The following is a 14,086-nucleotide window of genomic DNA, read 5'->3' on the forward strand; positions in this document are numbered from 1 at the left end:
GCCGCCCTTTTTCATGCCCCATACCGCCCCGGCTTGAATGAGCGCGCAATCCTGCCGATGTAGGGCGCCACGCAACGCAAGGACCGACCTTCCCATGAACCATCACGATATCGCATCGCAGCTTGTACCGATCGTCATCGAGCAATCGAACCGCGGCGAGCGGAGCTTCGACATATTCTCCCGCCTGCTGCGCGAGCGGATCATCTTCGTCACTGGTGTGGTCGAAGATGGAATGGCGTCGCTGATCACCGCCCAACTGTTGTTCCTCGAATCCGAGAATCCCAAGAAAGACATCTTCATGTACATCAACTCGCCGGGCGGCGTGGTGACTGCCGGTCTCGCGATCCATGACACGATGCAGTACATCCGCCCCAAGGTCGGGACCGTGTGCATCGGTCAGGCGGCGTCAATGGGCAGCTTCCTGCTCGCTGCCGGTGAGCCTGGCATGAGGGTCGCGCTGACCAACAGCCGAATCATGGTCCACCAGCCATCCGGCGGGGCGCAGGGAATGGCCAGCGACATCGAGATTCAGGCGCGTGAAATCCTGCGCATGCGCTCGCGCCTCAACACGCTTTACGCCAAATATACCGGCCAGCCGCTCGAAGTGATCGAGCTGGCGATGGATCGGGACAAATTCCTTGAGGCTGACGAGGCTAAGACGTTCGGCATCATCGACGAGGTTTTCGACCGTCGTCCGGAGTCCGGTGAAGACGCTGGATCGGGCGCGGGCGACATCACCCCGGCGTAACCAAACCGTCATTTTTCTTGCGGCTTCGGCCGTCACCTTTTAGCCCCGTCGCGCGACCCGCGGCGGGGCTCTATCGTTAGCGCGGGCAAAGGGGACCGACCATTCGTCAGATTGCCGCCTTGCCGTACCGCAACGTCGGGCGCGGGCTCGATGCGCCGGTCAGCATCCTGCTCGTGACCTCGCGCGAATCGAAGCGGTGGGTGATTCCCAAGGGCAATTACGGCAGCAATATCGCACCTCACGCCGCCGCCGCGCTTGAAGCGGAGGAGGAAGCGGGTGTCCGCGGCGCCGTATGCCCGACCGCGCTTGGCAGCTTTCGCTATCGCAAGCGCAAGGGCAGTGGCGCATCGCTGATGGCCGATGTCGAGGTGTTTCCGCTCGCGGTCAGCGAGGAGCTTGAGGATTGGAAAGAAAAAAGCCAGCGTGAGCGCCGCTGGTTTTCGCTCGCAGGGGCTGCGGCTGCAGTCGACGAACCCGATCTGTCCGACCTAATCCGCTCCTTCGGGGCATCCGAATTCAACAAGGCGGCGCGTAGCACAGGCGTGCTCAATCTCGTCGCCCGGAAATCGAAAGTGGGTCCTATGTTTGCCTGGTTCCAGCGCCTCCTGCCCCGCACCGGCGGCTTTTTCGAGCTGTTCGAAGCGCATGCCGTCGCGGTGGTCGCCGCCGCGGATGCGATGGGCCGGCTGGCCCAAGGCGGGCCCGCGATGTCCGAGAATGCGCGCGAAATCTACGAGCGCGAGCACGACGCCGACCAGATTATTCGCGAAGTGCTCAAGACCGTCCGCGAAACCTTTCTCACGCCGTTCGACCGCAGCGCGATCACCTCGCTGATCGGAGCGATGGACAATGCGATCGACGAAATGCAGGCCGCAGCGTCGGCGATCGAGCTCTACGAGCTCAAGGCTTTCGGCCAGCAAATGAAGGACATGGTGGCGATCATCGTCGACGCCGCCCGGCTCACCGCCGAAGCAATGCCGTTGCTCCGCGACGTCGGCAAGAACGGCGTGCGCCTGCACGAGCTTACCGAGCGGTTGGTACGGATGGAGGGCCATGCCGACGAAATCCACTCGGCCGGGCTCAAGCAGGCGTTCCAGACGCATCGCAACGGCAACGCCATCGATTTCATCGTCCAGCGCGAAATCTTCAAGCATCTCGAGCGGATCGTCGATGCGTTTGAGGATGTCGCCAACGAGGTCGATGGCATCGTCATCGACCATAGCTAAGCGCTGCGGAGATGCACGAACTCGCACTGCCGCTGCTCGTGGGGCTGATCCTCCTGGCGCTGGCGTTCGATTTCTTGAACGGCCTCCACGACGCAGCCAATTCGATTGCCACGGTGGTCGCGACCAAACTGCTCGGCCCGGTCCAGGCGGTCGCCTTCGCCGCCTTTTTCAATTTCGCCGCTTACTTCCTGATGCTGGTCTTTCCAACGCTGCATAAGGTCGCCGACACCATCGGCAAGGGATTGATCGACAAGGATTTGATCACACCATCCGTGGTCTTTGCCGCCCTGATCGGGGCGATGTTCTGGAACGTCGTGACTTGGCTGAAGGGCATCCCTTCCTCGTCAAGCCACGCGCTTGTCGGGGGGATCGTTGGCGCGGGAGTCGCCCATGCCGGGCTGTCCGGGGTGCAATGGGCCGGACTCAACAAAACGCTGCTGTTCATCCCGCTGGCCCCGATGATCGGGATGTTGGTCGCAATGATCGTCATGCTGACCTCCAGCTGGCTCGCCCTTCGCGCCGGCGCTCGCGGGGCCGAGCGCAGCTTTCGCGCCCTCCATCTCTTTTCCTCTGCGGCCTATTCGATCGGTCACGGCCTCAATGACGCGCAAAAGACGATGGGGATCATCACCGTCCTGCTCTATTCGACCGGCTACCTGACGGGGAAATTCGAGGTTCCGCATTGGGTCGCGATCAGCTGCTACGTTGCAATCGGCCTCGGGACGCTCACCGGCGGGTGGAAAATCATCGAGACGATGGGGAGCCGGATCACCAAATTGTCGCAGCACCAGGGCTTCGCCGCCTCGCTCGGAGGGTCGATCATGTTGTTCGGAGCTTCGAGCTTTGGCATCCCGGTGTCGACCACCCACACCATCACAGGCGCGGTGATCGGTGCGGGGGTGGCGCGTCGCGAGTCGGCGGTCCGGTGGGGCGTCGCGCGCAATGTCATCACCGCCTGGGTAATCACCATCCCGGCCTCCGCCAGCGTGGCCGCCCTGTTCTACTGGCTGACGACATTATTTGATTAAGGGTATGATTTTAGCGCGTTTTTGAAATAGGCTGCCGCAATGGCCCAGCTTGCCGCAGAACCGCGTGACCGCATCAAATCCGCGCTGGGCGTGGCGTTGGTTCACGCGCTGGCCGGGCTGGCGCTGGTCCGCGGGCTTGGCTTCACCATCGACGAACATCCCGCGGACGTCGAGCGCTTGATCGACGTTGCGCTCGATCCGCCTCCGCCGCCGGTCCGGCCGGCGGCGCCCGACACCGAAGAGCGAAAAATAGCCCGCCCCAAGGATGCCGAAGGCGCGGCGTCCCCGGCCAACAAGAAGGACACGCCGACCGAGGTCGTTGCTCCAATCCCGATGATTCCGCTTCCGCTCCCGCTGCCGATCTCCGTGGCGAAAGTTGCGGGGCAGGGCACTGCGCCAGCGGTAGGCGCGGCCCAGCTTCCTGGCCCGGGGACAGGCGCGGGAGGGATAGGCAATGGCCTGGGCAGCGGCTTATCTGGTAATGGCGCCGGTGGTGGAGGCGGCGGGCTCGGCGCCCGCGCTCGCTACCTGTCGGGCGGCATCGACCCCGACGATTACCCCGGTGGCGCCTATAGGCGTCGGGCGCAGGGAACGACCTACATTCGCTTTGCCGTGCTTCCCAACGGCCGTGTGCGCGACTGTCGGGTAACTCGATCGAGCGGTCATCGCGATCTCGATTCGGCCACATGCCCCCTGCTGGAGCGAAGCTTGCGCTATCGACCGGCACGCGACGCCCTGGGGCGAGCGGTCGCGGAGACTGTCAACGGCCAGCAAGACTGGGTGCTCGGCCCCGAACCTCCGGCGGTCGAATATGACGCCGAGGTCGTCGACGAGCCGCGCTGATCCGCAGGCAGAACGGTGATCGTCACGCCTTGCGGCCAGCCGTCGCGCCCTCCATATTGGCGCAAACCTCGTAGGGCGGAGCGCGTTAACGCTCTCAACAGTTTGAATGTGCGATAATCCGGGCTAGCATCACACGGCCCGCGTTGCGGCTTGTAACGAGACAAGGGACTTTATGACCAAGCTATCCGGCGGCGGCGACAGCAAGAGCACGCTTTACTGCAGCTTCTGCGGCAAGTCGCAGCATGAGGTGCGCAAGCTGATCGCGGGCCCGACTGTGTTCATCTGCGACGAATGCGTCGAGCTGTGCAACGACATCATCCGCGAGGAAACCAAGTCTGCTCTTGTGAAAACGAGGGACGGGGTGCCGACGCCGGGCGAGATCTACAAGGTGCTCGACGACTATGTCATCGGCCAGAATCGCGCCAAGCGGGTCCTGTCGGTGGCGGTGCACAACCACTACAAGCGTCTCAACCACGGGTCGAAGACCGGCAACGAGGTCGAGCTGGCCAAGTCGAACATCCTCCTGATTGGTCCGACCGGGTGCGGCAAGACCCTGCTCGCCCAGACGCTGGCGCGGATTCTAGACGTGCCGTTCACCATGGCCGACGCGACCACCCTGACCGAGGCCGGCTATGTCGGCGAGGATGTCGAGAACATCATCCTCAAATTGCTTCAGGCGTCCGACTACAACGTTGAGAAAGCGCAGCGCGGGATCGTCTACATCGACGAGATCGACAAGATTAGCCGCAAGTCGGACAATCCCTCGATCACCCGCGACGTCTCGGGCGAGGGCGTTCAACAGGCGCTTCTGAAGCTGATGGAAGGCACCACAGCTAGCGTGCCGCCGCAGGGCGGGCGCAAGCATCCACAGCAGGAATTCCTGCAGGTCGACACGACCAACATTCTGTTTATCTGCGGCGGCGCTTTCGCCGGGCTCGAAAAGATCATCGCCGACCGCCTGCAGGGCAAGTCGATCGGCTTCGGCGCGTTCGTCGCAGGTCCCGACGAGCGCCGCACCGGTGACATCCTCAAATCGACCGAGCCCGAAGACTTGCTCAAGTTCGGCCTGATTCCCGAGTTCATCGGCCGCCTGCCGGTTATCGCCACGCTCGAGGATCTGGACGAGACCGCGCTGGTCAAGATTTTGATCGAGCCCAAGAATGCGCTGGTCAAGCAATATCAGAAGCTGTTCGACATGGAGGAGGTCGAGCTGGCCTTCTCCGACGACGCGCTGAGCGCGGTCGCCAAGAAGGCGATCGAGCGCAAAACCGGCGCGCGCGGGCTGCGCTCGATCCTCGAAGGCATATTGCTCGATACGATGTTCGACCTGCCGTCGATGGACGGGGTCGATGAGGTCCATGTCGACAAGGATGTGATCGACGGCCGCAAGGAGCCGGTGCGCGTCTACGCCAAGAAGGAAAAGAGTGCCGCATCCGGGACGACGGGCGACGCGGCCTGATAACGACCAAGCGACGGTGACGCCAATTCGCCCCGCGCTTGCTGACGGCCTCCGCCGCGTATGACCGCAAGTGAATTGGGGCGGGGCCGTGCATGGCCCCGAACCCTGCTTCCGATCGTCCTTCTGGCCGGGCTGGCGCTTCGCCTGATTCAGGTCACGTCAGAACCATTGTGGACGGACGAGGCCCTCACGCTTCTGCTGGCCCGCTTTTCGGTCGAAAAGCTGCTGTTCGCGCCTGTCGATCCGACGCCGGGCCTCTATTATTCGCTGTTCAAGGTCATCGTCCCTCCGGGCGCCGATATCCTAGCGGCACGCCTTCCGTCGATAGTCTTAGGCACGGCTTCGATCTTCCTGGTCTATCTCGCCGGTCAGCTTGCGATGTCGCAAAGGGCCGGCCTGACCGCGGCTGCATTGTTCGCCGTCTCATTGCCGATGATCGATTATAGCCAGGAAGCGCGCGCCTACAGCTTGCTGATCTTCCTGGTCCTGCTCTCCATGATCGGCTTTCTGGCGTGGTTCGGGGGCATCCCTAACGGGCGAATTCGAATCGGCGCCATATTCGGATTCGCGGCCGCGACGGTGTTGTCCTTTTACACGCAATTCACGGCCGTCTTCTGGATCGTTCCGATCGTCATGGTCGGCGGGGAAATGACCAAGCGCCTGGGCGATGCCCGCGCCCAACGGCTTTATCTGGCTGCAAAGATTGGCATGGCGCTCTTTGCGGTCCCCGAATTGGTGCGCCTCTATCTCCGCGGAACGACATTCGGCGGCCTTGGATGGCTGCCCAACGTTGATCTGCAGGAATTTTTGGCGACGGTTGGCGATGTTCTGATTCCGGCCGGCTATTGGAACGGTCGGGAGCCTGCGTTGAGCATTTGGTCGGCACTGGCTCTCGGGCTGAGCGTGGGACTGATCGCGTGGAGGCTGGCTGCCCGCCGGTCCACCTTGCGGGAGAGCATCACGGTCGAAGCGGTCGCGGTCATCGTCGTTCTGATGACGGTGCCGGCCCTCGTTTGGCTGTTTGGTTTTGTCGTGACGCCGATCTTCATGCCGCGCGCCATCTTGCTGGCTGTCCCCGGATTCATTCTCCTCCTCGCACTTTGGGCGGAGGTTGAGCGCAAGCCGTGGCTCGCGCCGCTGCTGGTCTGCGTGTACGCCGGCAGCCTGCTGATCACCGGGACCATTCGCCCGCGCGAGCCATGGCGATCGGTCGCCAGGCTTCTTTCGGGGCCGGCCGGCCGGGGCGAAGCGATCATGATCTGTCCCCAATGGCGCGGCCCGTCCTTGCGGCACGCCCTTGGCGCCAGCGTGAAGCCCAGCCTCTATTTCATGTTCGATCAACGGGTGATGATCATGTCGCCGTCCATGTCAGGGCGGGATTGGGAGCAAAATTACCTCAGGGCGATCATTCGTCCGATCGTCGATCAGGGCTCCGGCTCTTCGAGCGCGGCCCTTGGTTCGCGTGTCGTGGCTACGCCGGCGGTCTTTTGGATTGTCGAAAGCGAATGTTCTCCCGAACAGGTCCAGGCTCGGCGGCAATGGCTGGGCGCTGGCGTTGAGCGACAAATGCTCGACTTGCCCGCCACGCCGTTACATGCGGGCATTCGCGTCCTCAAATTTGAGAGCCAGGCCCGGCCCCGCTCCGTGCTCATTCCGTCGCAGGTCGACACCAAATCCGGAGCCAAGCCTTGAATCAAGCCCAAGTCCCGGACCTACCCCGCTTTATACCCTTGCCGTTGCGCGAGCCGCGGCGGGCGTGGCTGGCGATCCTCATCGGCGCCGCCATGACCATCGCCGGAAGTCTGGCGCTTTCCGCCTTGTCGCACCTCTTGGCTCCCGACATCGCCTCACCCGAATTTCCAATGAAAGGGCCGCTTGCGTTCTTCATGCTGGTCGCCTTCGCGCCGTTCGTCGAAACACTGATTATGGCTGGTTTCCTGACCCTGTTCCTGCGTTTCATGCGTCCGGCCTATGCGATCGGCCTAAGTTCACTCGGCTGGGGCGTGGCCCATTCGATCGAAGCATTGGGATGGGGCCTGGTGATCTGGTGGCCGTTCCTGATCTTCTCGACCCTGTTCGTCGTTTGGCGGCAAAAGGGGTTCTGGGTCGGGGTGGCCGTCGCCGCGGCGACCCACGTCCTGCAGAACATCGTCCCCGCCTGGCTCGTCGCCTTCGGTTAGCCAGTCCGGCGTTGCGCTCGCGTGGAGCCTTGCCCATATACCGGCGATGACAACCCGCACCCTGCCAGTCCTGCCGCTTCGCGACATCGTCGTATTTCCCCATCGCATCGTGCCGTTGTTCGTCGGGCGCGAGAAATCCGTCGCGGCGTTGGAGGCGGCGATGGGCGCCGGCAAGGAATTGTTCCTGGTCGCCCAGCTCGATCCGGCCGAGGACGACCCCGACCGCGATGCGCTTTACGACCTCGGCGTGATTGCCACCGCGATGCAGTTGTTGAAGCTCCCCGACGGCACCGTGCGGGTACTGGTCGAAGGCGCGCAGCGCGCGCGGCTGGTCAACCTTTCGGAGGGGGAGGGCTATCAGTCCGCCGAGGTTGAGCTGGTCGAGGATCAGGCCGCCGATGACACCGAGGCCCAGGCGCTGATGCGCTCGGTCATCGATCAATTCGAAAATTACGCCAAATTGAACAAGCGACTCCCGGCCGAGACTTCAATGCAGCTTGGCGAGCTCGAGGATCCGTCGATCCTCGCCGACGCGGTCGCCTCCAACCTGTCGATCAAGGTCGCCGACAAGCAGGCGCTGCTCGGCGAATTGAACCCCGCGCGCCGTCTCGAAATGGTGTTCGCCTTCATGGAAGGCGAGCTTGGCGTGCTGCAGGTCGAGAAAAAAATTCGTAGCCGGGTTAAGCGGCAGATGGAGAAGACCCAGCGCGAATATTATCTGACCGAGCAATTGAAGGCGATTCAGCGCGAGCTGGGCAACGAGGGCGAGGAAGGCGGCGACGAGCTCAACGAGCTGGCCGCCAAGATTCGCAAGACGCGGCTGTCCAAGGAAGCCCGCAGCCGCGCCACCGCCGAGCTGAAAAAGCTACGCGGGATGGCGCCGATGTCGGCCGAGGCGACCGTCGCGCGCAACTATCTGGACGTGTTGCTCGGCTTGCCGTGGGGCAAGAAGAGCCGCCTCAAGCGCGATATCGCCGAAGCCCAGGCGGTCCTTGACGAGGATCATTATGGGCTCGAAAAGGTCAAGGACCGGATTGTCGAATACCTCGCCGTTCAGGCCCGCACCAATCGCCTGAAGGGTCCGATCCTGTGCCTCGTCGGCCCGCCCGGTGTCGGCAAAACCTCGTTGGGCCGCTCGATCGCCCGCGCCACCGGCCGCGAGTTCGCGCGCCAGTCTTTGGGCGGTGTGCGCGATGAAGCCGAAATTCGCGGCCACCGCCGCACCTACATCGGCTCGCTCCCAGGCAAGATTATTTCAAATCTTAAAAAGGCGGGGACCAGCAATCCGCTATTCCTGCTCGACGAGATCGACAAGCTTGGCCAGGATTTCCGGGGCGATCCCGCCTCGGCGCTTTTGGAAGTGCTCGATCCCGAGCAGAATTCGAAGTTCCAGGACCATTATCTCGAGATTGATTACGACCTGTCGGACGTGATGTTCGTCACCACCGCCAATTCGCTCGACATGCCGCAAGCGCTGCTCGACCGGATGGAGATTATCCGCCTCGAAGGCTATACCGAGGACGAAAAGGTCGAGATCGCTCGGCGCCACCTGATTCCCAAGCAGATCGAGGCCCACGGTCTCAAGGACGGCGAGCTGCACTTTGCCGATAAAGGGTTGCGCGCGATCCTGCGCCATTACACCCGCGAGGCCGGCGTACGCACGCTCGAGCGCGAGCTCGCCAAGATCGCACGCAAGTCGCTGCGCCAAATCCTCGAGGGTAAGCTCGAGGCGGTCGAACTCAACGCCGACAATGTCGCCGATTTTCTCGGCGTGCGCCGCTACCGCTACGGCATGGGCGAGGAAGAGGATCAGATCGGCGCGGTCACCGGGCTCGCCTGGACCGAGGTCGGCGGCGAATTACTGACGATCGAGGCGGTCACCGTCCCCGGAAAGGGCGCGATCAAGACGACCGGCAAGTTGGGCGACGTCATGACCGAATCGATCGCCACCGCGATGAGCTTCGTCAAGGCGCGCAGCCCAAGCTATGGGGTCAAACCGTCGATCTTCGCGCGCAAGGATATTCACGTCCATCTGCCCGAAGGCGCAGTGCCCAAGGACGGGCCCTCTGCCGGCGTCGGCATGGTCACCGCTATGATCTCGACCCTGACGGCGATTCCGGTGCGGCGCGATATCGCCATGACCGGCGAGGTGACGCTGCGCGGCCGAGTGCTGCCGATCGGCGGACTCAAGGAGAAGCTTCTTGCCGCGTTGCGCGGCGGCATAACCACAGTGCTCATCCCGGCCGAGAATGAAAAGGATCTGGCTGAAATTCCGTCCTCGGTGCGGGACGCGCTCGAGATTATTCCGGTGGCGCATGTCGATGAAGTTCTAGCGCTCGCACTGTCGCAGCCGATGACGCCGATCGAATGGACCGATGCCGACGAAGCGGCGACCGAACCGATGGTCCATCCGCTCGGGGGAGGGGACAGCGCGACGATACGCCACTGAAGGCTTTGACTTGAGTGCTAGAAATTGCCTTAAAGGTGCACAGCATTGGTGCCGCGACTCCCCGCGGCCGTGTTCCGGGAGCCCTGGAGGATGAACAAGCAGGAACTGATCGGCCATGTCGCCGACCGCGGCGGCCTCTCACGCAACGTCGCCAGCCAAGCGGTCGAAACGATGCTCGAGGTGATCACCTCAACTTTGAAGCGCGGCGACGAAGTTCGGCTTGTCGGGTTCGGCAATTTTTCAGTTACGCGCCGCAAGGCGTCGACGGGCCGCAACCCGCGCACCGGTGAACCAATGCAGATCAAGGCGACCTCGCAGCCCAAATTCCGTCCGGGCAAAGTGCTCAAGGACGCGGTTCAGTAGTTCGCCGCTTGCCTTACGGGGACGGCTGGACAGCCGAATGCCCGTCGCTTAAGGCGCGCGATTGGCCGGGCATGGGCGCGTAGCTCAGTGGTAGAGCACACCCTTCACACGGGTGGGGTCGCAGGTTCAATCCCTGCCGCGCCCACCATGCCGGCATTGAAGTGGGCATCCGAGCGAACCCGACCGCCGGTATTGGCCGGTTTCATCTGAGATAGCCGGGTTGAAAGCCCGCTACGCGGCGAAGCTCGCTCCAGTCGGTAAAGATGATTTCCCGTCCCTGACGTTTGATCAGGCCCTGGCGCTCAAGGTCCGCAAACACGCGATTGACGTTGACCGAAGTTTGGCCCGTGATGTCAGCGACCTGTTGCTGTGTAAAGGGGTTGAGCATGCTCTCGTGGCGCACGTCGATGCCGCTTCGCTCCGCTGTCTCGGACAGCAAATGCGCGACGCGGGCCGTGCTGTCGCGGCGGCCGGTGTTGACCAGCCACTCATAGCCGATCGAATTGTGGCGCTGCACCAATTTCCAGAAGAAGCGCGAAAGCTCGGGGATTTCTTCGACCAGCGGCTCGAAATCCTCGGCCTTACCGACCATCACTTCACTGCGTACGATCGCCTGGATACCATATTCGGCGGCACCCTCGCGCGGCAGGATTCCGTCGCCGGGGTATCGCAGCGCAACAATCTGACGGCGCCCGCTGCCATCCGACTTGAATTTGGAGAGAATGCCTGATCGTACGAACATCACTTCGTCGCGGGCAACCCCAGGCTCCCGGAACGGACGGCGCGGTTCAACCTGCACAATCTTGCTGGGCATTGCGACCAGTCGATCGGCCAGCCACGGTTCGAGCCCGGCGGCGATCAATTTTTCGCGCAAGGACACGCCAGCGTCGGCCGGCGAGCGCGTTCGTGGAGTTGTCATATCCTCTCCTTAGGCCGCGAAATACGTCCGGCCCGACATTGCGCAAGCTTTATGCTGCAGCCGGTCAACGGAAGTTAGCGGTAATCGATAAACCGGCTCATTTGAGGCACGAAAGCGCAAATCAGGTCCATCGTCCGTTTTTATCCGAAGGCGTCGACGGAGCGATGACATTCGCGGCTCACCGCGCCAAGCCCGATCGCCCCGTTCACCGCCCATCGCTTGCCAAGGCTGGCGGGCAACCTTAAGGACCGCGCGCGCCCTTTCGCGGCGCGTGCATGGCGATCGTAGCTCAGTTGGTTAGAGCATCGGTTTGTGGTACCGAGGGTCGCGGGTTCAAGTCCCGTCGGTCGCCCCATTTTCCCTGTTGCAACAGGTAGTTAAGCGACCAATGGACACGCCCTGGGCCTATCCCGATTTCGACGCGCATGAAGTGCTGCAGTTTGTCACCGATGCCAAGAGTGGACTCCGCGCGATCATCGCGATGCATTCGACCCATCTAGGACCGGCCGCGGGTGGAACGCGCCTGTGGCATTATGCCGACGACGCCGACGCGCTGACCGACGCGCTGCGCCTGTCGCGCGGTATGAGCTACAAGAACGCGATGGCCGGCCTCCCGCTAGGTGGTGGCAAGGCCGTGATGCTCGCCGACGCCAAGCTAACCAAGACACCCGAGATGCTCGCCGCCTTCGGCCGTGCGGTCGACCGGCTTGGTGGCAATTACGTCACTGCCGAAGACGTCGGCATGTCGGTCGCCGATATGATCGCGATCCGGCGGCAGACGAAATTCGTCGCCGGCCTTCCGGCCGAGGGCGACGAAGTCGGCGGCGATCCGGGTCCGCACACGTCGCTCGGCGTCTTTCTCGGTGTCAAAGCCGCAGTCCGCAGGGCACTGGGCAAGGACAGCCTCGCCGGACTTCATCTCGCCCTACAGGGCGCGGGCAGCGTTGCCGGCGGTGTCGCTCGCCTTGCCGCGGCCGAAGGCGCCAAGCTGTCGATCGCTGACGTCGACCAAGCCAGGGTCGAAGCGCTCGCTGCGGCAACCGGCGCCGCTATCGTAGCTCCGGCCGACATCCTGTCGCTGGACGCTGACGTTGTCAGCCCCTGCGCGCTCGGCGCGATCCTGTCCGAAGAGAGCATCGCAGCGCTCAGCGCGCCGATCGTCGCCGGCGGTGCCAACAACCAGCTCGCCACGCCCGAGGACGGCCAACGGCTTGCAGCGCGCGGCATCCTTTACGCGCCCGACTATGTCATCAACGCCGGCGGCATCATCAATGTGTCGACCGAATATCTCGGCGGCGGCGACGCCGGGCTGGTGCGCGAGCGGATCGAGGCGATTCCCGCCCGCCTCGAAACCATCTGGACCGAAAGCGCCGCCACCGACCGCGACCCGGCGGCGGTCGCCGACGCCATGGCGCAAAAGCTGATCGGTCGCGGTTGATTGAAGGCAGGGCAGGGGTGCGCTAGGCGTGATCACCACCATGCACGGCTTCGCCAACCCCGCCCGCTTCCTAAAAATCGCCCGGCCGCTGACTGGGTGGCTGCTTGGTGTTGGCTTGGCTCTGACGCTGGGCGGCGCGCTTTCAGGCCTGCTGATCACCCCGCCCGACTATCTTCAGGGTGAGACCGTGCGAATCCTCTATATCCACGTTCCCGCTGCCTGGCTCGGCATGGCCGGATGGGGATCGATCGCCGCCGCCTCGATCAGCCAACTGGTCTGGCGCCATCCGCTCGCCGCGGTCGCCGGCCGCGCCGTAGCGGTGCCGGGCGCGACCTTCGCAGCGCTGTGCCTCGCCACCGGCTCGATCTGGGGTCGCCCGACCTGGGGTACCTGGTGGGAATGGGACGGGCGCCTGACCTCGATGCTGATCCTGTTCTTCCTCTATTTGGGCTATATTGCGCTGGCGTCGGCCGAGCGTGAGCGCGCCGGCGACGGGCGAATGGCGGCGATCTTCGGCCTGGTCGGGGCGATCAATCTACCGATCATTCACTATTCAGTGCTGTGGTGGCGAACGCTTCACCAGGGCCAATCGATCAGCCTTGGCGGCGGATCGTCGATCGCGCCCGAACTGCTGTGGCCGCTGCCGCTGACGATGGTCGGTTTCACCGCGCTGTTCGCCGCGGTGACGCTGATGCGGATGCGGGCCGATCTCGCACGCCTTAAGATCGAGGCGCGTCTTCGCCGGAACGCTGCATGAACCAGTGGGCGTTCGTCCTCGCCGCCTACGGCCTGTCTGCGCTGGCGACGCTCGGCCTGATTGGCGGAGCGCTTATCTCGATGCGTCGCGCCGAAGCCGAGGCCGCAGCGGTCAAGCAGCGCCGATGATCGTCCGGCCAAAACACCAGCGGCTGATCCTCGTCGGCCTGGCGTTGGTCGCGTTGGTCGGCGCGGTGCTGCTCGCCATGTGGGGGTTGAAGGACCGCGCCGCCTATTTCGTCACCCCGAGCGAAATTTCCGCAGGCCGCGCCGCGGCCGGCCAGCCGATCCGGCTTGGCGGCATGGTAGTCAAGGGCTCGCTCCGGCGCGCAGCCGATGGCGTCACCATCCGTTTCGTCGTCTCCGATCTTAAGGCGACCACGCCGGTCATCTATCGCGGCATCACGCCAGATCTGTTCCGCGAGGGCAGCGGGGTGATTGCCGAGGGGCGGCTCGACCCCAAGGGCGAGTTCGTCGCCGATACCATCCTCGCCAAGCACGACGAGCGCTACATGCCGCCGCAAATGGCTCAGCCGGCCCAGCCGGGCCCGCCAAGGACGTGATCGCCGAGGCGGGCCTCGCCGCGCTGTGGCTCGCCGCCGCGCTCGCCGCGCTGCAACTGGCGCTCTCGCTAGGGCTGGCCGGCGAAGACGGTCGACGGGTCGCCACCGTTCGCG

General features: G+C 63.7%; 14 protein-coding genes and 2 tRNA genes. 15 read left to right on the forward strand and 1 reads right to left on the reverse strand.

Features of this window, described 5'->3' with window-relative positions:
- Window positions 1–94 precede the first annotated feature (94 nt).
- The 10 genes from H0W65_RS01150 to H0W65_RS01195 all read left to right on the forward strand — a co-directional run bounded on the left by H0W65_RS01150 (window position 95) and on the right by H0W65_RS01195 (window position 10,444).
- Window positions 95–748 carry an ATP-dependent Clp protease proteolytic subunit gene (locus tag H0W65_RS01150; protein ID WP_294002945.1) on the forward strand — a complete coding sequence of 218 codons (654 nt, stop codon included), beginning with the start codon at window positions 95–97 and terminating at the stop codon, window positions 746–748.
- A gap of 119 nt (window positions 749–867) precedes the next feature.
- Window positions 868–1,974 carry a DUF47 family protein gene (locus H0W65_RS01155; protein WP_294002947.1) on the forward strand — a complete coding sequence of 369 codons (1,107 nt, stop codon included), beginning with the start codon at window positions 868–870 and terminating at the stop codon, window positions 1,972–1,974.
- 11 nt (window positions 1,975–1,985) lie between these two features.
- A complete protein-coding gene (locus tag H0W65_RS01160; RefSeq protein WP_294002949.1) occupies window positions 1,986–3,002 on the forward strand; it encodes an inorganic phosphate transporter in 1,017 nt (338 codons plus the stop codon).
- 39 nt (window positions 3,003–3,041) lie between these two features.
- Window positions 3,042–3,845: an energy transducer TonB gene (locus H0W65_RS01165; RefSeq protein ID WP_294002951.1), complete on the forward strand. Its 804-nt coding sequence runs from the start codon at window positions 3,042–3,044 to the stop codon at window positions 3,843–3,845.
- A 172-nt stretch (window positions 3,846–4,017) separates the two neighbouring features.
- A complete protein-coding gene (gene clpX, locus H0W65_RS01170; protein WP_294002953.1) occupies window positions 4,018–5,304 on the forward strand; it encodes an ATP-dependent Clp protease ATP-binding subunit ClpX in 1,287 nt (428 codons plus the stop codon).
- Between the two features lie 60 nt (window positions 5,305–5,364).
- A complete protein-coding gene (locus H0W65_RS01175) occupies window positions 5,365–6,996 on the forward strand; it encodes a glycosyltransferase family 39 protein (RefSeq protein WP_294002955.1) in 1,632 nt (543 codons plus the stop codon).
- Window positions 6,993–7,484, forward strand: a complete 492-nt coding sequence (locus H0W65_RS01180; protein WP_294002957.1) for a hypothetical protein — start codon at window positions 6,993–6,995, stop codon at window positions 7,482–7,484. Before H0W65_RS01175 ends, H0W65_RS01180 begins: the two co-directional genes overlap by 4 nt.
- A 46-nt stretch (window positions 7,485–7,530) precedes the next feature.
- Window positions 7,531–9,933 (forward strand): endopeptidase La, encoded by a 2,403-nt coding sequence (gene lon / locus H0W65_RS01185; protein ID WP_294002959.1) that lies wholly within the window; start codon window positions 7,531–7,533, stop codon window positions 9,931–9,933.
- 90 nt (window positions 9,934–10,023) lie between these two features.
- On the forward strand, window positions 10,024–10,296 hold the full coding sequence (locus H0W65_RS01190) for an HU family DNA-binding protein (RefSeq protein ID WP_294002960.1): 273 nt from the start codon (window positions 10,024–10,026) through the stop codon (window positions 10,294–10,296).
- Window positions 10,297–10,369: 73 nt separating this feature from the next.
- Window positions 10,370–10,444, forward strand: a tRNA-Val gene (locus tag H0W65_RS01195).
- Window positions 10,445–10,498: 54 nt separating this feature from the next.
- Here the strand turns inward: H0W65_RS01195 and H0W65_RS01200 are convergent.
- A complete protein-coding gene (locus tag H0W65_RS01200; RefSeq protein ID WP_294002962.1) occupies window positions 10,499–11,215 on the reverse strand; it encodes a Crp/Fnr family transcriptional regulator in 717 nt (238 codons plus the stop codon).
- A gap of 278 nt (window positions 11,216–11,493) precedes the next feature.
- Between H0W65_RS01200 and H0W65_RS01205 the strand changes: the two genes are divergently transcribed.
- The 5 genes from H0W65_RS01205 (at window position 11,494) to ccmE (ending at window position 13,972) form a co-directional block, all read left to right on the forward strand.
- Window positions 11,494–11,570: transfer RNA gene (locus H0W65_RS01205), tRNA-His, on the forward strand.
- A gap of 33 nt (window positions 11,571–11,603) precedes the next feature.
- Window positions 11,604–12,653: a Glu/Leu/Phe/Val dehydrogenase dimerization domain-containing protein gene (locus H0W65_RS01210; protein ID WP_294002964.1), complete on the forward strand. Its 1,050-nt coding sequence runs from the start codon at window positions 11,604–11,606 to the stop codon at window positions 12,651–12,653.
- 40 nt (window positions 12,654–12,693) lie between these two features.
- Window positions 12,694–13,410: a heme ABC transporter permease CcmC gene (gene ccmC, locus H0W65_RS01215; RefSeq protein ID WP_294002984.1), complete on the forward strand. Its 717-nt coding sequence runs from the start codon at window positions 12,694–12,696 to the stop codon at window positions 13,408–13,410.
- Complete coding sequence (gene ccmD, locus H0W65_RS01220) at window positions 13,407–13,538, forward strand: heme exporter protein CcmD (RefSeq protein ID WP_294002966.1); 132 nt, start codon at window positions 13,407–13,409, stop codon at window positions 13,536–13,538. Before ccmC ends, ccmD begins: the two co-directional genes overlap by 4 nt.
- Entirely contained in the window at window positions 13,535–13,972 is a 438-nt protein-coding gene (gene ccmE / locus H0W65_RS01225) for a cytochrome c maturation protein CcmE (RefSeq protein ID WP_294002968.1), read from the forward strand. The genes ccmD and ccmE overlap by 4 nt, the downstream gene beginning before the upstream one ends.
- Window positions 13,973–14,086: the final 114 nt, after the last annotated feature.

This window comes from Sphingomonas sp., from assembly GCF_013816785.1.
In the GTDB taxonomy this organism is placed as follows: domain Bacteria; phylum Pseudomonadota; class Alphaproteobacteria; order Sphingomonadales; family Sphingomonadaceae; genus Sphingomicrobium.

Bases quoted from the DNA above. Each gene is read 5' to 3' on its own strand.
- H0W65_RS01150 (WP_294002945.1), top strand. From the start codon at position 95: ATGAACCATCACGATATCGCATCGCAGCTTGTACCGATCGTCATCGAG.
- H0W65_RS01160 (WP_294002949.1), top strand. From the start codon at position 1,986: ATGCACGAACTCGCACTGCCGCTGCTCGTGGGGCTGATCCTCCTGGCG.
- H0W65_RS01165 (WP_294002951.1), top strand. From the start codon at position 3,042: ATGGCCCAGCTTGCCGCAGAACCGCGTGACCGCATCAAATCCGCGCTG.
- clpX (WP_294002953.1), top strand. From the start codon at position 4,018: ATGACCAAGCTATCCGGCGGCGGCGACAGCAAGAGCACGCTTTACTGC.
- H0W65_RS01175 (WP_294002955.1), top strand. From the start codon at position 5,365: ATGACCGCAAGTGAATTGGGGCGGGGCCGTGCATGGCCCCGAACCCTG.
- lon (WP_294002959.1), top strand. From the start codon at position 7,531: ATGACAACCCGCACCCTGCCAGTCCTGCCGCTTCGCGACATCGTCGTA.
- H0W65_RS01190 (WP_294002960.1), top strand. From the start codon at position 10,024: ATGAACAAGCAGGAACTGATCGGCCATGTCGCCGACCGCGGCGGCCTC.
- H0W65_RS01200 (WP_294002962.1), bottom strand. From the start codon at position 11,215: ATGACAACTCCACGAACGCGCTCGCCGGCCGACGCTGGCGTGTCCTTG.
- H0W65_RS01210 (WP_294002964.1), top strand. From the start codon at position 11,604: ATGGACACGCCCTGGGCCTATCCCGATTTCGACGCGCATGAAGTGCTG.
- ccmC (WP_294002984.1), top strand. From the start codon at position 12,694: ATGCACGGCTTCGCCAACCCCGCCCGCTTCCTAAAAATCGCCCGGCCG.
- ccmD (WP_294002966.1), top strand. From the start codon at position 13,407: ATGAACCAGTGGGCGTTCGTCCTCGCCGCCTACGGCCTGTCTGCGCTG.
- ccmE (WP_294002968.1), top strand. From the start codon at position 13,535: ATGATCGTCCGGCCAAAACACCAGCGGCTGATCCTCGTCGGCCTGGCG.